Source organism: Pseudomonas hormoni, from assembly GCF_018502625.1.
GTDB lineage: Bacteria > Pseudomonadota > Gammaproteobacteria > Pseudomonadales > Pseudomonadaceae > Aquipseudomonas > Aquipseudomonas hormoni.
In genome coordinates, this window is the sequence record NZ_CP075566.1 from 4,970,483 (window position 1) to 4,992,147 (window position 21,665).

A 21,665-nucleotide genomic window follows, 5' to 3' on the forward strand; every position below is an offset into this window, starting at 1 on the left:
CAAACGTCGGGTCATGTCAGTTGACCGTGACCTGACCAAGCGCCGGTTTCTGTTCCTGGGCCTGATGCTGCGGCGCGTAGACCTGAGTGAAACGCACCGGCGGCAGGTTGAACTGGCCTTTTTGCGAGAAGCGCACCAAGTGACGCAGACGCAATTCGCCGCTCAGAGCATCCACCGGAATCGCGTAAGCCATCTGACCCGGTTCGAAGCGCGCCTTCTCCAGCGCCGTCGGTTCAGTGCCGGCCTTGCCCATCAACTTGATGCCCCACGTGGTGCGCTCGACGTCCGCGCCCGGTGGCAACGGCACTTCGATCATCCCGTAGCGCAGCGGTTTGGCGGCTTTGCTGGTGATGATCACTTCGTCCAGATACAGGCTGTCGCTGGACAACGGCTTGGTGCCGACCGCTTCGAGTTTGAACGTGAAGGCTTCGTCACCCGGCACCAGTCGCGACAGGCGACGGGTGATGGTCACAGCCATCGGATCAACCGGCGGTTGCCGGGTCTGGAAGCTCAGCGCTGCACGCAACGGGCGTTCTTGCGTCCCGGTCAGCGACAACACGGCGGGCACTGGCGAAGCGCCCTGCCACGTCCAGTACATCTCGCCGGTATCACCGTAGTTTTTCTTCCAGCCTTCACCCGGTGCCAGGGCGATGGTGGGCGAGGCCTGCTCGATGCTGCGTTGCAACCAGGTCAGCGCCAACGCGCGTTCCAGGGTCGATTGCTGTGGCAACAGACGTTGCAACAGGGCTTGTGCGTGAGCCTGATCGAAGGCTTGCAGCGACAGGTTCAGCGCTTCTGCAAACGGCTGAGAACTCACAGCCAGACGCTGTTGCGCATCGGGTAAATGACGATTGAAAGCGTCGGGCAACGTCACCTTGGACTGACGAGCCAACGATGCCGTCAACGCACGCGCCGCCGCCAACCCGAGCGCCGAATCCGGATCGCTCATGACGATGCTGTCTTCACCATCCTCCATCAGATTCGCGGCATTGCCCTCACCCGCTTTCGCCAGGTCATCCATCAAGCCGCTGAGCAAGGTGTTCACCGGCAATTGCATCTGCTTGGCGAACGACAGGATCAACGCCCGTTGCAGCAGTGGCGTGTTTTGCGCCTGTTTCGAATAGACCTCCAGCACCCGCTGCCAATGCTCCGGCGGCAGGCTCAGCTCCAGCGCTTTGCTGGCATGCCAGTCGGCGTAGTAGGCGTACGCGGTGAGGAACGCATCCGGCTCACCGTCCATGCCCCACCACGTGAAGCTCGCGGATGGCCCGGCCATTTGCACCAGGCGCAGACGGCTGTTCTGCATGATCAGGCGCAATCGATCGCGGATCTGCAGATTCGACGACAAGGTCGGGTACGCGATGCTCAACGGCAGCAAACGACTGGCCGTCTGTTCGACGCCGCCGTACGGATAGCTCAGCAAATCATCGAGCGCCGAGCGGAACAGCGCTTGCGGACTGTCATCCAGACGCAGGCGAATGTCCGTTGCGTCCGCCGGCAAGCTCAGCGGTGTATCACCGCTGGCCACGTCCAGGCTTTGGCTTTGCGTGACCTGCCAGCCTTCGCCGGTCGCGGTCAGGCGCACGGCCAGCGCGTCAGCGGTTTTGCCGTCCTGCACCAGCTCGGCGGTCCACTCGCCAGTGGCCAATGCAAACGCCGGCAGTGCGATGTAGTTGATGCCGTTGTTCAGGGTGACGGGCACGCGCTGTTCGGCACCGGCGTAATGAATCACCAGCTCAGCCTTGACCGGTTTTTCCGCCTGACTGAAGGCGAACACACCGAGGTCCGGTTTGTCGCCCGTGCGGAATTTGCTCGGGCCACTCCACTTCAGGTACAGCGGTTTTTCCGAGCGCAGGAATTGCTTTTTCTGCCCGACCTGACCGTCGTCGGCGATGGCTCGCGCCGTGATGCGCCAGCGGGTCAGCGAGTCGGGCATCTTGAAGGTGAAGCGGGTTTTGCCATTGGCGTCGGTGATCAATTCCGGCTGCCACGCCGCGGTGTCGACGTCTTCACGACGCGGCCGCTCCAGCACTTTCACGCCGCGCTCGCTGCGGTTGGCTTTGCCCGGTGCACCAGGGCTGCCCGGCAACGCGACGTCGTAGCTGATGAACGACAGACTGGCGCTGGTGCGCACGTTGTTGCGGCGCGGGTGGTAGAAAAACTGGTCGATGGTCGGCGCGACTTCGGGTTGCAGCGCGTAGACCATTTCGTCGACCACGCTGACCGTCAGGTGCGCCGGTATCGGCTTGCCGGCGAACTGGGTGGTGAGGTCGACGGACACGGTATCACCCGGTTGATAAACCTCTTTATCAGTGGTGATGGCCACGTCGATCTGCGGCGCAATCACCTTGATCCCGGCGTTCTGGAAGCTGTATTGACCGCCCTTGGTGTACAGCACCGAGAACGTCAGGTTCGGCGCGAAATTGTCCTTCACCGGGATGCGTGCGCGGTATTGGGTATCGCTGAGTTTTTCCATCTTCAGCCAGTCGCCGCCCTTGGACAGTAGCGCCGTGGCTTCGACTTTGTCGCGCTCAAGCGACAGCAGTGCATCACTGATTGGCTCAGGGAAAGTGATCAGCGCGAGGGCTTCGTCGCCGGCCTTGTACTCGGGTTTGTCGAGGACGATTTCCACGGTGCCGGGCACGGCTTTGACGCCGTCACCGGTGACCGAATGACCGGTCGCACCGACCACACGACCATGCTCATCCTTTAATGTCAGGTTGTAGGTGCCAGGGCGCTCGAAGGCCAACGTGAAGCTTTTATCGGATGCGGCGAGTTTGTCTTCGCCGGTGCTCTGGTCTTCCAGCCGCACCCAGCTGTAGCTGCTCGGCGTGACGGTTTTGCTTTGCTCGCTGCCACCTTCGTTGGCGTAGCTGAAAACAACCTTATCGCCCACCGCACTGAAACGCTGCGGTGCCCGCAGACTGAAACTCGCGGCACCCCGGTCGATCAGGATTTCCTTGGTGGTCCTGACCCGATACGCCGCGCCATCGCTGGCGAAAACGGTGAGCATGTAACGGCTCGGTTTCTCGGCGGCCGGCAGGTCGAGGGTCGCGTTGCCTTTGGAGTCAGTGGTCAGTTCAGTGCTGGTCAGTTCCACCGGAAATTGCCCGAGGTATTGCAGCTCGTTATCGACCATCGACAGTTGCTGGGCGCGCAGGCTCAGGGTCAATTTGGCGTCAGCCACCGGTTTGCCGTCGGGGTACAGCAGCACCAGATTGCCTTTGACCGGTTCGCCGGTGCGGTAGTCCTTTTTGGCCAGGTTCAACGAGATTTCGAAGTGCGGCTTGATGTATTCGGCTACGCGAAAGGCGCTGCTGTAGGCCTGATCCTTGTAGCTGAAACGCAATTCATAACCGCCCGCCACGGCATTGTCCGGCAACTGGAAACGACCTTGAGTGCCAGCCTTGGAATCGAGTTTCAGCGCCAGCGTTTGCAGCGCGGTGCCCGTGGCATCGAGCACCGTCACGTTGACGTCGGCAGCGGTTGGCAGCACCGAATCGCGAGCATTCTTGAACTCGCGACCAACGATTTTCAGCGACACCCAATCCCCCGGCCGATACAGCGGCCGGTCGGTGAACGCATAGAGTTTGGTGTCGTAGATTTCGCTGTCGTAATAGAAGTTCTCGGAGACAAACACCCCGCCCTCTTCGTCCTCGCCGATCACGAACGAACGCTCCGGGCTGACGTGTTTCAGACGCAACAAACCATCAGCATCGGTGGCACCGCTGCTCATCACGCCGAGGCCATCGGTCCACAGCACATTCACCTTCGGCACCGAACTGCCTTCGTGTTTGCGTGCGGCCCAGACCACCAGTTCATCACCGGCAATCTTGCTCACGGCCACGGTGTTGGAGACGAAAACCATGGTGGTCGCGCGGTACTTACCGACCAGCGCTTCCACCAGATACAGGCCCGGCTTCAGATTGCCCAACGGGATGTACACGTTGCCCGGCGCGACAGTGACGAACTCGCTGGAAGAACCGGCCAGATTCACGCCTTCTGGCGGCTGGATCGGTTTGGCTTGCCACAGCGGATAACGGAACTGGCTGACCACCGGCAGGCCCGGAATCAGCGCGAATTGCGGCTGTGCGTCGTAAGGCGTTGGCGCGGCGATGGCGGTGCCCATCTTCAGTTCCGGCACTTCCTCGGTGACTTGTTTGCGCGACTCGTAGGAAAACGCCCGCTGCATCACCCGACGGGATTTTCGATACCAGTTGTCCCACAGGTACGCGAGGGTGTTCGACAGGCCTTCGCCCTTGAACTGACCGTCGCTGACCACGCGGTGCAGGTTCTTCTGGCGCTTGAGGAAATCCAGCGGTTTGTCGATGCGGTACACGCGAATGTCGGCGCCGCCGTAAGGCTCCATGCGGAAACGGCGATAGTCGCGGCCCGGCGCTTCGAGACGGACCATCGCCTGTTCGTCGCTGGCGAAACTGCTGTCGGCCAGCAGAAAAAAGCTTTCACCGGCCACCGGCGTGTAGCCGCTCGGCTCGACGGTGTCTTCGGCATTCACTGCCGAAAAAGGCAGCACCAATACCAACAGTAGAGACATAAAGCGCAGCATGCGGGCACCGGTCATTGGGAGAGAAAGTTCAGTCGATAGACGCCGATGAAGTTTGGGTTGGCTGCGTCGGGTATCCATCGGGTGTCCTTCCATGTCATGAGTTGCTGCAGGCTCGCGGATCGCATGCCGTTGTCAGTGGGGGTGGTGGTGCCGGTGTGATAGGCGATGTAGCGGCCCATCCAGATCATCAGGTGCTGGTCGTCGCCCTGATCGAAAAACATCAGGTCGCCGGGCCGGGCTTGCGCCAGGTCACGGCCAACCAGATGGCTGTTGAACTGAATCAGTTTGATCGCGTTGACGTACGGCCCGACCTTGCCGCCACCCTGCTGCCATTGCTGGGCGAGGCCGCGTTGGGCATCACTCAGTTGCAGCTCCGGCGGCAGGTAGCGGTTGGACAGGCCATTGCTGCGCAGCCATTTGTCGTCATGGACTTTCAGCGCTTCGTTGGCGGCAAAACGCACAAGCCCCGCGCAGTCCTGCTGATACCAGCGCGGGCTCGGGCCTTGGGTCAGTTGTTCCTGGGCGATGCGCACGAACCAGGCGCGGAACACCTGGGATTGCTGCGGGTCGAGCGGCGCGGAGTCACTGGCAAATACGCGACTGCCCAGCAACAACGCCAGCAGGCCGAGGCCTCGGATGAGTGCAGTCACAGGGCTTTCCATTCCAGTGGCAGCCATTGCCAGTGGCCGTCCGGCTCGCTGCCTTCGGGCAACGTCAGCGCATATTTGCCATAGCCGCCGAGCTTGCGCAGTTTCGGGATCAGGTAAGTTTGCGCGGCGTTGTAGAACACCGGTTCCATGTCCTGCGGCAGGCTGTCGAGGGTTTCCTGTTGCATCAGTTGCGCCATGGAATCCGGGCCGAAGTAGACCGGCATCAGCAGGTCTTTCGGCACCACATCGGCCATCGGCGGGAAGCGTTTGTCGAGGGTGCCGAGGGCTTTGTCCACGAGCTTGTCGTCGAGGGAAAACAGCAGCGTCGAACCGTGGCGCGCCAGGCTGACTTTCATGAAGGCCTTGCCGGTGATCGCGTCCGGGTTCTCGGCATCCTTGGCTTTGTAGGGGCCGAAGTTGGAGCTGACCTGACGCTGCCACTGGTGGGTTTCACCTTCCTGTTTTTCCACCACCGGGAACGCGTGTTCTTCGACGTTGCCTTCGTAGGCACCGACCATCGAGCTGAACAGGTTGCCCAGGTCGCCGTCGAGTTTGGCGCTGTCATCATCGTTCAGACTGGCCACCAGCAGCGGCGTGTACAGCCGCGAATCGGCGTACCAGCACAGGCCAGCGGCGCCGGCCATGTGTTCGGTCAGGGCCTGGGCCACGGTTTCTTCGGCGCCGAGTTTCACCAGCAGCGGTTTCTGTTGTTCGGCGGCGAGCGGCAGCGCCACGCAAGCACTGGCGCCCATCGGCATCGCTTGCCAGATCGGTTTGAAATCGAAGTCTGGCTGGTTTTCCAGTTCGTCCATGGCCAGGAAGCTGTGCCAGCCCTTGTCGTCCATATCGAAGCGCAGGCCGGCGAAGTTCGGGATGAAACGCTGATACCCCATGGCCAGGACACTGGAATTGACCGAGAGGCGTTGTTTCACTTCCGGCGCGCGGGGTGGCAGGCCGAAGGCTTCGGGGAACAGTTTCTGGCCGCCAAGCAGCGCTTCCAGCGATTGAGTCGAAACCATGCCGCGCTCATCGATCGGGCCATTACTGTTGTCGTACAGTTTCGAAGGATTGGACAGCACCACCAGCTTGTCGCCATGAGAGGCAAACAGCAGCGCTTTGCTGTTGTTGTAGGTGAGCTGATACAGCGGCACCGTATCGCCGGCGACCTTGATGTCACCGAGTTGCGTCAGCTGCGAATCATCCAGCGCCACTTTCGCCAGCGGCTCCAGCACCTTGGCCAGTCCACCGCGATCCATCACCAGCAAGAAATCCTTGAGCCGCCCGTCCGCCCCGCGCCACAGCGCCACGTCCGCCGGTTGATCGAAAAGCTGCTCGATCAGGCTGTCCTGCAGCTTCAGGTCATGTTCATAAATGATCCGCCGCAGACTGCCGATCAAGCCGAGACGATCGGCATGCGCTTCGTAATAGAAGACGAAATCTTCGGTGAGGGTTTCCTTGAGGAACGGCACCGCCAGCAAATCCTTGGGCAACTGGCTCAAGGAGTGGGTTTCGAGCAGGCCGTCCGGGCGGCTCATGCCCAGTTTATCGCTGGCCAACGCTGCGGGCGGCGCCTTGGGTTTGTGCATGAACCAGCCCAGTCCGGCCGCCACGCCAGCCACAAGGATCAGCCCGCCCAGCAGCACTGGCCAACGCCGGGAAGGTTTGGCTGCGGGTGCGTCAGCGGCAGGAGAAACAGTGTTATCGCTCATGTTCACGCTCATTTTCCCAAAGCTCAGCAATTCATCCGTGGTGCGGGATGCTTAATAGTTGAAAGTCTTGACCAGCAGCAGGTCACCGATCGCGCGCAGGGGCACGATGAAGGTCTCGCGTTTTTCGTCGACGGTGTTTTCGTTGAGCACCAGATTGATTTGCGAGGTGATCACCTCGTGCTGGTTGCTGGTCTCATCGAAGTTATAGCCGCCGCTGCCGAAGTTGCCCCAATAGTTCACGTAAACCAGATAGGTGCCATGCAGCGGCGCGGTCATGGTGAACATTTCCGGGCCGGGACCGTCGACGCCATCCGGGTCCAGACCGCCGCCGTTACTCATCGCCGGGCGAGCCCAGAACGCGTGCTGGCCGTCGGGGGTAATGATGTGCAGGTCGAGTTCGGCTTTCGGATCGTCCCAACCCAGCACCACGCGAATCCGCGCCGGGGTGCGCAGGTTGTTGGCTTCATAGAATTGGACGCGCTTGAGGGATTTGCCTTCGACACTGCGCACTTCGACACTGTTGGAGCCCGCGCCGAATGCGTACGGCCGGGCGAAACGCCCCTGGTCGTCGGTGTAGAGGTTCAGTGGATTGCCGTTGACTGCCAGCGTGTGCGGCCCGCGTTGCGCGCCGATGGCCTTGAGCTGGCCTTCGATCATCGTGCGATTGCGCTGCACGCCCCGGTCGATGGGGGGTGGGATAGGCGACTTGGGGGTTTTCGCTGCGATCGAGCAGGCCGTTGTAGCGCCAGCCGCCCACCGGTTCCGACAGTTCGGCTGTCGGCTCGGCGCAGGCAGCGGTCGCGCAGACCCACCCTATCAGGCATAGAAAAAATGAACGCATGTGACGCCTCCTGCCATGCATAACGAAACCTTGCGCCTGATCCTCGGCGCGTTACAGATCAAAAAACTGCGTTTCGTCAGAAAGACCCGTGACTATTGGGTCGTTGAAGGCGCGAAGGTTAGCCATTTGGCGGGTTTTTAACAATCGTATGCGTCTTGATTTGCGGGGGATATCACGATGATTGTGGGGCGTGAGCCGAATAGCGGCCTTATTCGCCAAATAATCCTGTGCTCGCGGATGTACCCGAAACCCTGTGGGAGCTGGCTTGCCTGCGATGACGGTGTATCAGGCGGTGGGTGTTTTGATGGTTTACATATCCATTCCTGCGGTAACGGCGGCTATTGGTTCCGCCCTTACGGCGGGTTACTTGGAAGAGCGCCAAGTAACCAAGCGCCCAGCGCCCCTGACGTACGGTGGCTCGCCTAGGCTCGCCATGCCCTCGCTCCGGTCCTACTCCGTGGGCCCGCCGCCATCGGCCATCCATGGCCGGGGGCGGCTAACCCGGCATCCATGCCGGGTTGCCCACTGCGCAGAACCTGCGCTCGGCCTTCCGACGGGGCAGATCAAGATCCAAAACAAAGCGAGGCGGCCTGAGAGCCGGCCTGAAGTTCGTCAGGATCATCGGGGGTGAACACCAATGTCATCCCCCCCAACAATCCCCTGTGGGAGCTGGCTTGCCAGCGATGAACGCCCAGACACCGCGTTCATTCAGACCGCACGCGTTATCGTTAACGACCATCGCTGGCAAGCCAGCTCCCACAGGGGAACGCATACACCTGAAGAACCAGGTCGGCCGGTAGGCCGCCTCGGTTGCATTGGCGGTAGTCGCCCCTTCGAGAGGCTTCGTTCCGGTTCTGCGCAGTGGGCAACCCGGCATGGATGCCGGGTTAGCCGCGCACGGCCATGGATGGCCGATCGCGGCGGGCCCACGGAGCAGGACCGGAACGAGGGCATGCCGAGCCACAGCGAGGCACCGAACGAAAGGGGCAAAAGCGCTTGGTTACTTGGCGCTTCTCCAAGTGACCCGCTGTAAGAGCGGAACCGCCAGCCGCCGTTAGCGAAGAAACGGATATACACACCAATCAAATAAACACCCACCCCAAGCGAACACCGCAGGCTGCGTTTCCTCCTCATGATCACGGCTACCCAATGGCCGCTGATTTGCCCATAACCCCCATGTCTGCTAGTGTCGCGCCGGTTTAACGTCAACCGGAAATCGCCGCCATGGCCCGCAAAAAAGCTGCACTGGATTTCGAACAATCCCTCGCCGACCTGCAAACGCTGGTGGAGCGACTGGAGAACGGCGAACTGTCGCTGGAAGACTCGCTGACGGCTTTCGAGCAGGGCATCGGTCTGACCCGCGATTGCCAGGCAGCGCTGGCCCAGGCCGAGCAAAAGGTTCAAGTGCTGCTCGAGCGTGATGGCGAGCTGGCCGAGGAACCCTTCGACGCGGATCAACCAGAATGATTGCAGCGTATTCGGCGACCAGCCAGGCCCGCGTCAATGCGGCACTGGAAACCTTGTTCATCGCACCAAGCCCTGAACTCGCGCGGCTGTACGAAGCCATGCGTTACAGCGTGATGAACGGCGGCAAACGCGTTCGTCCATTGCTGGCCTACGCCGCGTGCGAAGCGTTGGGCGGCAAGGCTGAGCAAGCCAACGGCGCAGCCTGCGCGGTGGAGCTGATCCACGCTTATTCGCTGGTTCACGACGATCTGCCGGCGATGGACGACGACGATCTGCGTCGCGGCCAGCCGACCACCCACAAGAAATTCGATGAAGCCTGCGCGATTCTCGCCGGCGACGGCTTGCAGAGCCTGGCCTTCAGCGCCCTGCTCGACCCGCGCCTGAGCTCATCGGACGCAGAGATTCGCCTGCAAATGGTCAGCGCACTGGCGTTGGCGGCCGGTCCGGCGGGCATGGTCGGCGGTCAGGCCATCGACCTCGGTTCGGTTGGCTTGAAGCTCGATCAAAAAGCCCTCGAAACCATGCACCGGCACAAGACCGGCGCGCTGATCGAGGTCAGCGTCAAACTCGGCGCCCTCGCCAGTGGCCGTGCCGAGAAGGACGAACTGAAGTCCTTGCAGGCGTATGCACAGGCCATCGGCCTGGCGTTCCAGGTGCAGGACGACATTCTCGACGTCGAAAGTGACACCGAAACCCTCGGCAAACGCCAGGGCGCCGACATCGCTCGCGACAAGCCGACCTACCCGGCCCTGCTCGGCCTCGATGCAGCCAAAGCCTACGCCCTGGAACTGCGCGACCAGGCCCTGCACGCGCTGCGACCGTTTGACGCTGCCGCCGAGCCGTTGCGCGATCTGGCCCGTTATATCGTCGAACGCCGCAGCTGACAGCGTATCCGCCAAAAAAGAGCAACGCGTGGGCAGGGGGCGATGCATCAGGTAAACTGCCGCATCTTTTATACCTATAACGATTCGCCTGATGCCCACGACGTTTCATGAGATTCCCCGCAAGCGCCCGACCACGCCCCTGCTCGACCGTGCCAACACGCCGGACGGCCTGCGCCGGTTAGGCGAAGCCGAGCTGGAAACCCTGGCCGATGAGTTGCGCCTGGAATTGCTCTACACGGTCGGTCAGACCGGCGGGCATTTCGGTGCAGGCCTGGGCGTCATCGAGCTGACCATCGCGCTGCATTACGTCTTCGACACCCCGGACGACCGGCTGGTGTGGGACGTGGGTCATCAGGCTTATCCGCACAAAATCCTCACCGGCCGTCGCGAACGCATGGGCACCCTGCGCCAGAAGGACGGCGTCGCCGCCTTCCCGCGTCGTTCCGAGAGCGAGTACGACACCTTTGGCGTCGGCCACTCCAGCACTTCGATCAGCGCAGCGCTGGGCATGGCCATTGCCGCCCGCCTGCAGAACAGCGATCGCAAGGCGATTGCGGTGATCGGCGACGGCGCGTTGACCGCCGGCATGGCGTTCGAGGCGCTGAACCACGCGCCGGAAGTGAACGCCAACATGCTGGTGATCCTCAACGACAATGACATGTCGATCTCGCGCAATGTCGGTGGCCTGTCGAATTACCTGGCGAAAATCCTTTCCAGCCGCACCTACGCGAGCATGCGTGAAGGCAGCAAAAAGGTCCTGTCGCGCCTGCCCGGCGCCTGGGAAATCGCCCGCCGCACCGAAGAATACGCCAAAGGCATGCTGGTCCCCGGCACGCTGTTCGAAGAGCTGGGCTGGAACTACATCGGCCCGATCGATGGCCACGACCTGCCAACACTGATCGCTACCTTGCGCAACATGCGCGATCTGAAAGGCCCGCAGTTCCTGCACGTCGTCACCAAGAAAGGCAAAGGCTTCGCCCCGGCGGAAGTCGACCCGATCGGTTACCACGCCATCACCAAACTCGAACCCGTCGATGCACCCGCCGCTGCGCCGAAAAAGGCTGGCGGGCCGAAGTATTCCGGCGTGTTCGGCGAATGGCTGTGCGACATGGCCGCTTCTGATCCACGCCTGGTCGGTATTACGCCGGCCATGAAGGAAGGCTCCGATCTGGTGGCGTTCAGCGAGCGTTTTCCGCTGCGCTATTTCGACGTGGCCATTGCCGAGCAACACGCCGTGACCCTCGCCGCCGGCATGGCCTGCGAAGGCGCGAAACCGGTGGTGGCGATTTATTCGACATTCCTGCAGCGTGGCTACGACCAACTGATCCATGACGTCGCGGTGCAAAACCTCGACGTACTGTTCGCCATCGACCGAGCCGGTCTGGTGGGCGAAGACGGCCCGACACACGCGGGCAGCTTCGATCTGTCGTTCCTGCGCTGCATCCCCGGCATGCTGGTGATGACCCCGAGCGATGAAAACGAGCTGCGCAAAATGCTCACCACCGGCCACCTGTACAACGGCCCGGCGTCGGTGCGTTACCCGCGCGGCAATGGCCCGAATGCAACGATCGAGAAAGACCTGCAACCGATCGAAATCGGCAAAGGCGTGGTTCGCCGCCAGGGCAGCAAAGTCGCCCTGCTGGTGTTTGGCGTGCAACTGGCCGAAGCGCTGAAAGTCGCCGAGACGCTGGATGCCACCGTGGTCGACATGCGTTTCGTCAAACCGCTGGATGAAGCGCTGGTTCGCGAGATTGCCGGCAGCCATGAGTTGCTGGTGACCATCGAAGAAAACGCGATCATGGGCGGTGCCGGCGGCGCCGTCAGCGAATTCCTCGCCCGGGAAAACATCCTCAAGTCGATGCTGCACCTGGGCTTGCCGGACAGCTATGTCGAGCACGCCAAGCCTGCGCAAATGCTGGCCGAGTGCGGGTTGGATGAAGCCGGGATTGAAGCATCGGTGCGTCAGCGGCTGCAATTGCTGAACATCTAAACACCAGACATCTACAAAACCCTGTGGGAGCGGGCTTGCCCGCGATAGCGGAGTGACAGTCAACTGATTCTTTGACTGTTACACCGTCATCGCGGGCAAGCCCGCTCCCACATGAGTGTGTGCAACCTCTAAAAAGTGTTCGCTTTAAAGCGTCAACGGACTACCCATGAAACTCTCCCCCCTCGCCCTGACGCTGACGCTTCTGCCGTCCGGCCCACTCCTGGCTGACACTTTCGAACGCGACCAGGCCCTGAAGCTGCCCGACGTGCTGATCAGCGCCAACCGCCAGGTCGAGGCCCGCAACGACAGCAGCGCCGCCAACACCGTGTTCACCCGCGAAGACATCGACCGTCTGCAACCCGGCAGCGTCACTGACCTGCTGCTTCGTGTGCCGGGCGTGCAAGTCGGGCAAACCGGCGGGCGCGGCAGCCTGCCGGGGATTTACATTCGGGGGACGAAGTCGGCGCAGAGTCTGGTGCTGGTGGATGGTCAACGCATCGGCAACTCGACTTCCGGCGACAGCAACCTGCAACACCTCAACATCGAACAGGTCGAGCGCGTGGAAGTGCTGCGCGGCTCCCGTTCGGTAATTTACGGCAGCGATGCGATTGGCGGGGTGATCCAGATTTTCACCCGTCGTGGCACCGAACAAGGCCTGCAACCGCGTCTGCATGCGGGTTTCGGCAGCAACCAGACCTGGGAGCGCAGCCTCGGCGTGTCCGGGGGCAATGAGCAAACCCGCTTCAACCTGGGTGCCAGCCTTGATGAAACCGCCGGGATCAATCGCACCCACGAGTCGTACCCGAGCGATGGCGATCACGATGAGTATCGCAACAAGTCGTTGAGTCTGAGCCTGAGTCACGCCCTCACCGATGACATCGAAATCGGCGCCAACCTGCTGGATAACCGTGGCAAGAGTGCATTCGACAACCCGTTCGGCCGCTTCGACAGCACCACCTTCAAATCGGTCCAGCAGCAGCCTTACAACGAGTTCACGGTGAGCAGCCTCAGCAGTTACGTCGATGCGCGCATCAACGACCTGTGGAAAACCCGCGTCGAATTCGGCCACAGCGAAAACCGCGAGAAGTCCTTCGACAAGCTCAGCGACGAACGCGGCGTGTTCAACACTTACCGCGACTCGCTGAACTGGCAGAACGACCTGACGCTCGACGCGCGCAACAGCCTGATCCTTGGCGGTGACTGGTACGAAGACCGCATCAACAGCAGCACAGCGTTCGACGAGGACAGCCGCTGGAACCGCGCGGCGTTTATCCAGCATCGCTATCAGGCAGACAGTTTTTCCACGGAACTGGGCCTGCGCCGCGACCAGAACCAGCAGTTCGGTAGTCAGAACAGCTGGAGCGGCACGTTCACCCTGCCGTTGAACCCGGACAACGATGTGCTGCTGACCTACAGCGAAGGCTTTCGCGCACCGACGTTCAATGACTTGTATTACCCGAAATACAGCAATCCGGACCTGAAGCCTGAAACCTCGAAAAGCTATGAGCTGCAATGGCGCAGTCAGCTGACCGATATCAGCCGCCTCGAAGCCTCGCTGTATCGCACCGACCTCAAGGACGCGATTATCTTCGGCAGCAACAACCGCCCACAGAACGTCGCCTCGGCGCGGATCAACGGGTTTGAAGCGGCGTTGAAGCAGGAGCTGTTCGGCTGGCAGAGCGCTCTTGGCGTGGCGATCATCGACCCGCGGGATCGCGACAGTGGCCACACCCTGGCGCGTCGAGCTCGGCGGACGCTAAGCCTGGATCTGGATCGGCAGTTCGATCGACTGGGTCTCGGCGCCAGTTGGCAAGCGGTGAGCAGCAGTTATGACGATGAGAACAATCAGCAGCCGTTAGGCGGTTATGCGTTGCTGGGATTGCGCAGCAGTTGGGCGCTGAATCGTGAGATCAAGCTTGAGCTGAAGGTCGACAACCTGCTGGACAAGGGTTACAGCCGGGCGCTGTACAGTCATGACGGCAGCCAGTTCGGGTATCGCGAGGAAGGTCGGGCGTGGATGTTTGGGGTGACCTGGACGCCGGAGCTCTAAGAGCAACTCGGTCACCTGTGGCGAGGGAGCTTGCTCCCGCTCGACTGCGCAGCAGTCGCAAAACCGGCCGACGCAATCCCATCTGAAGTAACCCACTGACAGATTTGGGGCCGCTTCGCAGCCCAGCGGGAGCAAGCTCCCTCACCACAGGTCAGCGGTCAGGCGCGATGACTTGGCAAAGCTTGGCCGTCGCCTCGATCATCTGCCCACTCGGCCGCTCCAGGCCCTTGTCGGTCACCAACCGTAATTGCCCCTGCGCCACCGCCGCCACCTGCGGCCAGGCCTTCCACGCCTCCAGTTGCGCCTGATCGCTGGCCAGAATCACCTCGGGGTTACGCTGCAACACCGCCTCCACACTGACCTGCGGCGCCGGCAGCGTCAGGTCGGCAAACACATTGCGCGCACCGCACACTTGCAGCGCATCACTGATGATCTGCCCCCCGCCGACGGTGTACAGGGGCCGATCCCAGACCTGATAAAACACCCGCAACGGTTCGTCCCGTCGATAGCGCTGGCGCAGTGCATCGAGGCGCTGACGCAGATCGCTGGCCAATGCAATGCCACGCTCGGGACGACCGAGTTGCAGGGCGATCGTCTCGATTTGCGCGGTCAGTTGCTCAAGATTGTGGGAGTCGGCTACGTACGTGGGGATGTTCAAGCGCTTGAGTTGTTCACGCTGCGCCGGGCCGACGCTTGCGGGCCAGAGCAGCAGCAAATCGGGTTTCAGGCTGAGCAGCCGTTCCATGTCCAACTGGCCGTAGCGGCCAACGGAAGGAAGGTCTTTGAGTTCAGCAGGACGATCACCGGCATCGAGCACACCGACCAGAAGATCAGTCGAACCCAGTTCAACAACGATTTCAGACAGAGATGGCGCGAGGCTGACGACGCGCTCGACAGCAGAGGCCAGGCCGCTGACGGCCAGCAGCAAAACCGCCAGCCCGATGCGACACATCAGCCGAGTTGACGCGGAATACGGTAGAGGTAGAACAGCACCGTCGTCGACAGCGCCAACAGCACCAACGGCACCGCTTCAAGCCCCACGAAGACAGCCAACGCACCGATCCAGGCCGGTAAAGCGGCGGCCAGAAACGCAGTACGGCGCTTGGCAGCCAGGACAATCCACGCGGCAGGCTCTTCAGGGGTATCGAGGGATTTCTGGGTGGCGATCAGCGCGTGTTTGTAGCCACCGAAAAACTTCAGGCTGACAAACATCGAGGCCACACCGGCGATGAACAACGGCATTGCCAACACCGGCAGAAGTGCCTCGCCCTGGCCGAATACGCCGTTGATCACGAACAGCGGCAACAAGGCCAGCGCCAGGTATTGCCACCAGTTGACGGACAGTCGCCGCCGCACCTGACCGCGGGTCACGCCCGGTCTACCTCGCCCTGGTGCTCGTTGCCCATCATGTGGTCAAGCTTGCTGGCCTTGGTGGCCAGGTAGAGTTTGTTGTGCGGGTTGTGGCCGGTGTGCAACGGCACGCGTTCGGCGACCACGATGCCCATGTCGGTCAACGCTTTGACCTTGCGTGGGTTGTTGGTCATCAGACGCAGGGATTTCACGCCCAAGTGCTCAAGCATCGGCAGGCACATGGCGTAGTCTCGCTGGTCGGCGGCAAAGCCCAGGCGCTCGTTGGCTTCAACGGTGTCGGCGCCGCCGTCCTGCAATTCATAGGCGCGGATCTTGTTCAGCAGACCAATGCCGCGGCCTTCCTGACGCAGGTACAGCAACACGCCACGGCCTTCACGGGCGATGGCCTGCAACGCGGCTTCGAGTTGCGAGCCGCAGTCACAGCGCTGGCTGAACAAGGCATCGCCGGTCAGGCATTCGGAGTGCAAGCGGCCGAGTACCGGAGCACCGTCGTCGAACTCACCCAGGCTCAGCACGACGTGTTCGCGCCCGTTTTCTTCATCGAGAAAGCCGTGCATGGTGAATTGCGCAAAAGGCGTTGGCAGCTTGGAAGCGGCGACAAAAACGACAGGCACCGGTGTGCTCCTGATCAATAAGTACTGGAGATTCGCAGACGCGGCATTGTAACAGCACGTTCCTACAGACGCTTAGGCTGAATTATGGAGCATAACGATCTAAAAGTTTGATTTCAGGCCCGCCTCTAAACCCGTAGGAGCAGAGCTTGCTCGCGAAGGCGTCCCGACATTCAACGTTGATGTTGACGGTACGGACGCCTTCGCGAGCAAGCTCTGCTCCTACAGGGTTCATTGGTGTTCAGTTCGTGTAGAGCGGATAAGGCTGTTTCCAGCGTTCGAAGATCGGTTTCAGCCGGCCGTTTTTGACCAACACCTCCATTCGTTGGTCGAACAACGCCATCAACTTCCGCGCCTTGGGCGTATCGGCAAAGCACAGGTACAGCGGCAATTCCGCTATATGCGTGCGCCGGAACTGGGACGGATCCTTGGCCCGGCGGACCACGTAATCAATTTCGGTCAGCGCATCAATGTAGTAGTCGGCGCGGTTGTGGGTCAGCATCGACAGAATGCCGGTGCGCCGAACAACTTCGTTATAGCGGTTAACGTTGGGCAGGTAATTCTGGAAATCGTAGCCGCGGACCCAGGCCAGTCGATAATTGCCCAGGGTCTCCGGAGTCGGTGCCGGATTACTGGCCAGCCCCAGGGCATAGATGTGATCGGTGTCGTAATTCCAGCGCGGATACAGCAGGTCGCTGACTTCATCGCGATAGCCGCCGACACAGGCGTCCACTTCGCCACGCTGGGCCAGGCCGATGGCGCGAATGTAAGGTTCGGTGCGGATGTCCAGTTTGACCCCGGCCGGCTCGAAGACTTCACGCAGCACGTCCCAACCCAGGCCATGGCCATCGGCGGCGGTGTAGTCTTCCCAGTCTTCGCTGGCCAGATGAATCACCGATGGCGTTGTCACGGCCTCCCCCGCCTGGGCAAGCGAAGCAAACAGGGCGAAACCCATCACAGCCAACCAGCGTCGAGCCATCCTAGTCTCCGGCTCCGCCAAGCATCAGGCGAAAATCCATACCAGCCCCTGCATCGCCAACCACGCGAACACCCCGGCCAATACGTCGTCAAGCATGATCCCGACACCACCGTGCACATGCCGGTCAATCCAGTGAATCGGCCACGGTTTGAGAATGTCGAAGAATCGGAACACCACAAAACCCGCGAGCAGCCAGTACCAGCCTTCCGGCACCAGCCACAGGGTGATCCACATCCCGACCATTTCGTCCCAGACGATGCCTTCGTGGTCGTGCACCCGCAAATCGTCGGCCACTTTGCCGCACAGCCAGAAGCCGAACAGCATGGTGATGCCCAGCATCAGCCAGTAACCCCAGTCGGGCAGCATCTGCCACAACGGAATAAAGGGTAGCGCAACTAACGAACCCCAGGTGCCCGGTGCCTTTGGCAAGGTGCCCGAACCGAAGCCGAACGCCAGGAAATGCCATGGATTGCGCCAGACCGACGGCGGTACGAATTCCGCCGGAACCTGTTTGGGATGATCTGTCACGGTGTCTCCCGAAAATGTTGATAGCCCCGTGTCTGCGGGGTGATGTCTTGTCCGGCAGCATCCAGCAGCACGACGCCCTGCCCCGTCACCACGCGCCCGATCACATGGATCGGCCAGCCATCGGCCACCAGTTGCGGCAACTCGACGGACGGTAAGGTAAAGGCCAGCACGTAATCGTCTCCGCCGCTCAGGGCGGCGTGTTCGGCGCCCGATTGACCGAGGAAGGCCACTAAAGCCTTCGACAGCGGCAATCGGTCCCGTTCAACCTGAATGCCCACCTTCGACGCCAACGCGATGTGCCCGCAGTCGGCCAGCAGGCCATCGGAGATGTCCAGCGCCGAAGTCGCCTTGCCGCGCAAAGCCTGACCCAACGCGAGTTGCGGTTGCGGCGACCAGTAATGCGCCAGCAACGGATCGGCAATGGCGGCTTCGGCGGTTTGCTGACCGAGTACCAGCGGCAAGGCACCGGCGGCGTTGCCCAGCTCACCGCCGACACACAGCAGGTCGCCTGGCTGCGCACCGCTGCGGGTCAGCGCCAAACCACTCGGCACACGCCCGAACACTGTCATGGTCAGGCTCAACGGCCCACGGGTGGTATCGCCGCCCACCAGCGCCACGCCGCAGCTCTGCGCCATGAGGCTCAAACCACGGGAATACGCTTGCAGCCAATCGGCGGTCGCCGAAGGCAAGGTCAGGGCAAGGGTAAAGGCAATGGGGGTGGCGCCCATGGCAGCCAGGTCACTGACGGCCACGGCCAGCGAGCGCTGACCGAGCAGAAACGGGTCGCAAGGGTCTGCGAAATGTACACCGGCCACGAGCGTGTCGGTGGAAATCGCCAACTGCTCCCCTGCGGGAACAGCGAGCAAGGCGCAGTCATCGCCGATCCCGAGGGCAACGCCTTCGCCGCCCTGCGCACAGGGCGCGGCGGCGAAGAAATTGCGGATCAGCTCAAACTCACCCATGGCTGAGACAAAGAGTTCAAGCGCCGATCAGCGCTTGAACGCCTTCACTTCAGCTTCACGCAGACGCGGGGCCAGCTTGTCGAGTACACCGTTGACGAATTTGTGACCGTCGGTGGAACCGAAGACTTTCGCCAGCTCGATACCTTCGTTGATCACAACGCGGTACGGCACGTCGACGCGCTCGAGCAGTTCCCAGGTGGACAGACGCAATACCGCCAGTTCAACCGGGTCCAGCTCTTCGATGGTCAGGTCGAGGCAAGGCTTGAGCGCGGCGTCGATCTTGTCCTTCTGCGCGGGAACTCCGTGGAGGATTTCGCGGAAGTAGGCGCCGTCGACATCGCTGAAATCGTTATCGACCCGGAACTGCGCTTCGATCTCGTTCAGCGACTGCTTGGCCATGTGCCATTGGTACAGCGCCTGAGTCGCGAGCTGACGGGCTTCGCGACGCTTGACGCTTTTCGATGGCTTGCCGGCATCCGCAGGCTTTGGATCGCGCGGGTTGAAACGATCGCTATCGTCGCTAATCACTTGGCCTCCAACTGCGCCAGCAGGCTGACCATTTCCAGAGCGGACAGGGCAGCTTCAGCACCTTTGTTACCGGCCTTGGTGCCGGAACGTTCGATGGCTTGCTCGATGGAATCAACGGTCAGCACGCCGAAAGCGACCGGTACGCCGAATTCCATGGACACCTGGGCCAGGCCCTTGGTGCATTCGCCCGCCACGTATTCGAAGTGCGGAGTACCGCCACGAATGACCGCGCCCAGAGCGATGATGGCTGCGAACTCGCCCTTCTGAGCGACTTTCTGCGCAACCAGCGGGATTTCGAAGGCGCCAGGCGCACGGATGATGGTGATGTCGCTTTCGCTCACGCCATGGCGAACCAGGGCATCAACTGCACCGCTGACCAGGCTTTCAACGACGAAGCTGTTGAAACGGCCTACTACCAAAGCGTAGCGGCCTTTAGGGGCGATGAAGGTACCTTCGATGGTCTTCAGGGTCATTCGTTAGATCTCTTAAAGAGCCGGGACGCGTCTTCTACGCGTCCCTCAGTGATATTTGAACCGCGAATACAGCGCCGGAAATTCCGCAACGACGTTCACTTTGTGGCGAGGGAGCTTGCTCCCGCGGGGCCGGTCCGCGCTCGGGCGTAGCGGCCCCTCTTGTGGGCGCTGCGCACCCAAGCGGGAGCAAGCTCCCTCGCCACAGTAAATCAAACAAGCTTCAAGTGAACAACGATGCCGAAACCCGGTGTCTTATTCGGAGGGCACGTATTCTACAACTTCCAGATCGAAACCGGATATCGCATTAAATTTCATCGGCGCACTCATCAGGCGCATTTTGCGCACGCCCAGGTCCCGAAGGATCTGCGAACCGGCACCGACAATGCTGTAGGTGGTCGGTTTTTTCGCCGGTGCGTGCTCCGCTGTTTCACGGATGTGCGCCAGCAACACGTCGCCATCGAGCGGGTGACCGAGCAACAGCACCACACCGCTGCCAGCCTCGGCAACCGCGGCCATGGCGGCACGCAGGCTCCAGCGGCCAGGCTGTTTGACCATCAGCAAGTCGCGCAGCGGGTCCATGTTGTGCACGCGAACCAGGGTCGGTTCTTCGGCGCACACGTTGCCCAGGGTCAGGGCCATGTGCACGTCGCCTTCCACGGAATCACGATAGGTCACCAGGTTGAATTGGCCCAGTTCGCTGTCCAGCGGCTGCTCGGCAATCCGCTGAACGGTACGTTCGTGGATCATCCGGTAGTGAATCAGGTCGGCGATGGTGCCGATCTTGATGTTGTGCTCGGCAGCAAACGCTTCCAGTTCAGCGCGACGGGACATGGTGCCGTCGTCGTTCATCACTTCGCAGATCACGCCGCTCGGCTCGAAACCGGCCATGCGCGCGAGGTCGCAGGCAGCTTCAGTGTGGCCAGCGCGGGCCAGGGTGCCGCCGGCCTGGGCCATCAGCGGGAAGATGTGGCCCGGGCTGACGATGTCGTCAGCCTTGGCGTCTTTCGCGGCGGCAGCCTGCACGGTACGCGCACGGTCGGCGGCGGAGATGCCGGTGGTCACGCCGGTGGCGGCTTCGATGGACACGGTGAACTTGGTGCCGAAACCGGAACCGTTGCGCGGTGCCATCAGCGGCAGCTTCAGCAGTTCGCAGCGCTCGCGGCTCATCGGCATGCAGATCAGGCCACGGGCGTGCTTGGCCATGAAGTTGATGTGTTCTGGCTGGCAGCACTCGGCGGCCATGATCAGGTCGCCTTCGTTCTCGCGGTCTTCGTCATCCATGAGGATGACCATCTTGCCTTGGCGGATGTCTTCAACCAGTTCTTCGATGCTATTGAGCGCCACAAGGCACCCCCTTGGGTCAGGATTTGAGGTAGCCGTTGGCGGCCAGAAAGCTTTCAGTGATGTTCCCGGACTTCGTAGGCTCTGCGGCCTTATCGCCCAACAGCAGGCGTTCCAGATAACGGGCAAGCAAGTCGACTTCCAGATTCACCCGGCGACCTGGCTGATAAGACGCCATGATGGTTTCGCTCAGGGTGTGCGGAATGATGGTCAGCAGGAACTCGGCGCCATCGACCGCATTCACGGTCAGGCTGGTGCCGTCGACGGTGATCGAGCCTTTATGGGCGATGTACTTGGCCAGTTCCTTCGGCGCACGGATGCGGAATTCCACGGCGCGCGCATTCTCGGTGCGGGCAACCACTTCGCCCACGCCATCGACGTGACCGCTGACCAGATGCCCGCCGAGGCGAGTGGTCGGGGTCAGGGCTTTTTCCAGGTTGACCGGGCTGCCGCTTTTCAGGTCGTTCATGGCGGTGCAGTCGAGGGTTTCGCGACTGACGTCCGCGGCAAAGCCATTGCCCGGCAATTCAACGGCAGTCAGGCACACGCCGTTGACCGCGATGCTGTCGCCCAGTTTGACGTCGCTCAGATCGAGCTTGCCGGTTTCTACGTGTACCCGCACATCTCCGCCTTTTGGGGTCAATGCACGAATACTGCCGATGGATTCGATGATGCCGGTAAACATGGAGTCCTCCTCGAGAACAGGGCCGTCGC

Annotated in this window: 18 protein-coding genes and 1 pseudogene; 5 read left to right on the forward strand and 14 right to left on the reverse strand. The window is 61.5% G+C overall.

What is annotated here, in order from left to right:
- Nucleotides 1-16: 16 nt before the first annotated feature.
- From KJF94_RS23140 to KJF94_RS23155, 4 genes and pseudogenes are all read right to left on the reverse strand, one after another.
- Nucleotides 17-4,582 (reverse strand): alpha-2-macroglobulin family protein, encoded by a 4,566-nt coding sequence (locus KJF94_RS23140; RefSeq protein WP_214384947.1) that lies wholly within the window; start codon nt 4,580-4,582, stop codon nt 17-19.
- Nucleotides 4,579-5,229, reverse strand: coding sequence for a DUF1175 domain-containing protein (locus KJF94_RS23145; protein WP_214384946.1), 651 nt, complete (start codon nt 5,227-5,229; stop codon nt 4,579-4,581). Before KJF94_RS23145 ends, KJF94_RS23140 begins: the two co-directional genes overlap by 4 nt.
- On the reverse strand, nt 5,214-6,926 hold the full coding sequence (locus KJF94_RS23150) for a DUF2138 domain-containing protein (RefSeq protein ID WP_214379080.1): 1,713 nt from the start codon (nt 6,924-6,926) through the stop codon (nt 5,214-5,216). Before KJF94_RS23150 ends, KJF94_RS23145 begins: the two co-directional genes overlap by 16 nt.
- Nucleotides 6,927-6,977: 51 nt before the next feature.
- Nucleotides 6,978-7,767, reverse strand: a pseudogene (locus tag KJF94_RS23155) (YfaP family protein).
- 15 nt (nt 7,768-7,782) lie between these two features.
- On the opposite strand from KJF94_RS23155, the gene KJF94_RS30410 reads away from it, so the two are divergent.
- From KJF94_RS30410 to KJF94_RS23175, 5 genes are all read left to right on the forward strand, one after another.
- A complete protein-coding gene (locus KJF94_RS30410; RefSeq protein WP_284681136.1) occupies nt 7,783-7,908 on the forward strand; it encodes a hypothetical protein in 126 nt (41 codons plus the stop codon).
- Nucleotides 7,909-8,991: 1,083 nt separating this feature from the next.
- Nucleotides 8,992-9,234 (forward strand): exodeoxyribonuclease VII small subunit, encoded by a 243-nt coding sequence (locus KJF94_RS23160; protein WP_007894317.1) that lies wholly within the window; start codon nt 8,992-8,994, stop codon nt 9,232-9,234.
- Nucleotides 9,231-10,118, forward strand: coding sequence for a (2E,6E)-farnesyl diphosphate synthase (ispA, locus tag KJF94_RS23165; protein WP_214379082.1), 888 nt, complete (start codon nt 9,231-9,233; stop codon nt 10,116-10,118). The genes KJF94_RS23160 and ispA overlap by 4 nt, the downstream gene beginning before the upstream one ends.
- Nucleotides 10,119-10,209: 91 nt before the next feature.
- A complete protein-coding gene (gene dxs, locus KJF94_RS23170; RefSeq protein WP_214379084.1) occupies nt 10,210-12,108 on the forward strand; it encodes a 1-deoxy-D-xylulose-5-phosphate synthase in 1,899 nt (632 codons plus the stop codon).
- Between the two features lie 166 nt (nt 12,109-12,274).
- On the forward strand, nt 12,275-14,158 hold the full coding sequence (locus KJF94_RS23175; RefSeq protein ID WP_214379086.1) for a TonB-dependent receptor domain-containing protein: 1,884 nt from the start codon (nt 12,275-12,277) through the stop codon (nt 14,156-14,158).
- Nucleotides 14,159-14,309: 151 nt separating this feature from the next.
- Here KJF94_RS23175 and KJF94_RS23180 read toward each other — a convergent pair whose 3' ends face one another.
- The 10 genes from KJF94_RS23180 to KJF94_RS23225 all read right to left on the reverse strand — a co-directional run bounded on the left by KJF94_RS23180 (nt 14,310) and on the right by KJF94_RS23225 (nt 21,636).
- Nucleotides 14,310-15,110 (reverse strand): cobalamin-binding protein, encoded by an 801-nt coding sequence (locus KJF94_RS23180; RefSeq protein ID WP_214379088.1) that lies wholly within the window; start codon nt 15,108-15,110, stop codon nt 14,310-14,312.
- Entirely contained in the window at nt 15,110-15,529 is a 420-nt protein-coding gene (locus tag KJF94_RS23185; protein WP_214379090.1) for an MFS transporter, read from the reverse strand. The genes KJF94_RS23180 and KJF94_RS23185 overlap by 1 nt, the downstream gene beginning before the upstream one ends.
- On the reverse strand, nt 15,526-16,143 hold the full coding sequence (gene ribA, locus KJF94_RS23190) for a GTP cyclohydrolase II (protein ID WP_008033730.1): 618 nt from the start codon (nt 16,141-16,143) through the stop codon (nt 15,526-15,528). The genes KJF94_RS23185 and ribA overlap by 4 nt, the downstream gene beginning before the upstream one ends.
- A 238-nt stretch (nt 16,144-16,381) precedes the next feature.
- On the reverse strand, nt 16,382-17,119 hold the full coding sequence (locus KJF94_RS23195) for a substrate-binding periplasmic protein (protein ID WP_214379092.1): 738 nt from the start codon (nt 17,117-17,119) through the stop codon (nt 16,382-16,384).
- A gap of 24 nt (nt 17,120-17,143) precedes the next feature.
- Nucleotides 17,144-17,647, reverse strand: a complete 504-nt coding sequence (locus tag KJF94_RS23200) for a phosphatidylglycerophosphatase A family protein (RefSeq protein ID WP_131062001.1) — start codon at nt 17,645-17,647, stop codon at nt 17,144-17,146.
- Nucleotides 17,644-18,609: a thiamine-phosphate kinase gene (thiL, locus tag KJF94_RS23205; protein WP_214379094.1), complete on the reverse strand. Its 966-nt coding sequence runs from the start codon at nt 18,607-18,609 to the stop codon at nt 17,644-17,646. The genes KJF94_RS23200 and thiL overlap by 4 nt, the downstream gene beginning before the upstream one ends.
- 27 nt (nt 18,610-18,636) lie before the next feature.
- A complete protein-coding gene (nusB, locus tag KJF94_RS23210; RefSeq protein ID WP_214379096.1) occupies nt 18,637-19,137 on the reverse strand; it encodes a transcription antitermination factor NusB in 501 nt (166 codons plus the stop codon).
- Nucleotides 19,134-19,610, reverse strand: a complete 477-nt coding sequence (gene ribH / locus KJF94_RS23215; protein WP_003228649.1) for a 6,7-dimethyl-8-ribityllumazine synthase — start codon at nt 19,608-19,610, stop codon at nt 19,134-19,136. The genes nusB and ribH overlap by 4 nt, the downstream gene beginning before the upstream one ends.
- A 252-nt stretch (nt 19,611-19,862) precedes the next feature.
- A complete protein-coding gene (ribBA, locus tag KJF94_RS23220) occupies nt 19,863-20,954 on the reverse strand; it encodes a bifunctional 3,4-dihydroxy-2-butanone-4-phosphate synthase/GTP cyclohydrolase II (RefSeq protein WP_214379098.1) in 1,092 nt (363 codons plus the stop codon).
- Nucleotides 20,955-20,970: 16 nt separating this feature from the next.
- A complete protein-coding gene (locus KJF94_RS23225; RefSeq protein ID WP_090179336.1) occupies nt 20,971-21,636 on the reverse strand; it encodes a riboflavin synthase in 666 nt (221 codons plus the stop codon).
- Nucleotides 21,637-21,665: the final 29 nt, after the last annotated feature.

What these genes read in the sequence shown, in the direction of transcription:
- KJF94_RS23140 (WP_214384947.1), bottom strand. Translation starts at nt 4,582, where the DNA reads ATGACCGGTGCCCGCATGCTGCGCTTTATGTCTCTACTGTTGGTATTG.
- KJF94_RS23145 (WP_214384946.1), bottom strand. Translation starts at nt 5,229, where the DNA reads ATGGAAAGCCCTGTGACTGCACTCATCCGAGGCCTCGGCCTGCTGGCG.
- KJF94_RS23150 (WP_214379080.1), bottom strand. Translation starts at nt 6,926, where the DNA reads ATGAGCGATAACACTGTTTCTCCTGCCGCTGACGCACCCGCAGCCAAA.
- KJF94_RS30410 (WP_284681136.1), top strand. Translation starts at nt 7,783, where the DNA reads ATGCATAACGAAACCTTGCGCCTGATCCTCGGCGCGTTACAGATCAAA.
- KJF94_RS23160 (WP_007894317.1), top strand. Translation starts at nt 8,992, where the DNA reads ATGGCCCGCAAAAAAGCTGCACTGGATTTCGAACAATCCCTCGCCGAC.
- ispA (WP_214379082.1), top strand. Translation starts at nt 9,231, where the DNA reads ATGATTGCAGCGTATTCGGCGACCAGCCAGGCCCGCGTCAATGCGGCA.
- dxs (WP_214379084.1), top strand. Translation starts at nt 10,210, where the DNA reads ATGCCCACGACGTTTCATGAGATTCCCCGCAAGCGCCCGACCACGCCC.
- KJF94_RS23175 (WP_214379086.1), top strand. Translation starts at nt 12,275, where the DNA reads ATGAAACTCTCCCCCCTCGCCCTGACGCTGACGCTTCTGCCGTCCGGC.
- KJF94_RS23180 (WP_214379088.1), bottom strand. Translation starts at nt 15,110, where the DNA reads ATGTGTCGCATCGGGCTGGCGGTTTTGCTGCTGGCCGTCAGCGGCCTG.
- KJF94_RS23195 (WP_214379092.1), bottom strand. Translation starts at nt 17,119, where the DNA reads ATGGCTCGACGCTGGTTGGCTGTGATGGGTTTCGCCCTGTTTGCTTCG.
- thiL (WP_214379094.1), bottom strand. Translation starts at nt 18,609, where the DNA reads ATGGGTGAGTTTGAGCTGATCCGCAATTTCTTCGCCGCCGCGCCCTGT.
- ribH (WP_003228649.1), bottom strand. Translation starts at nt 19,610, where the DNA reads ATGACCCTGAAGACCATCGAAGGTACCTTCATCGCCCCTAAAGGCCGC.
- KJF94_RS23225 (WP_090179336.1), bottom strand. Translation starts at nt 21,636, where the DNA reads ATGTTTACCGGCATCATCGAATCCATCGGCAGTATTCGTGCATTGACC.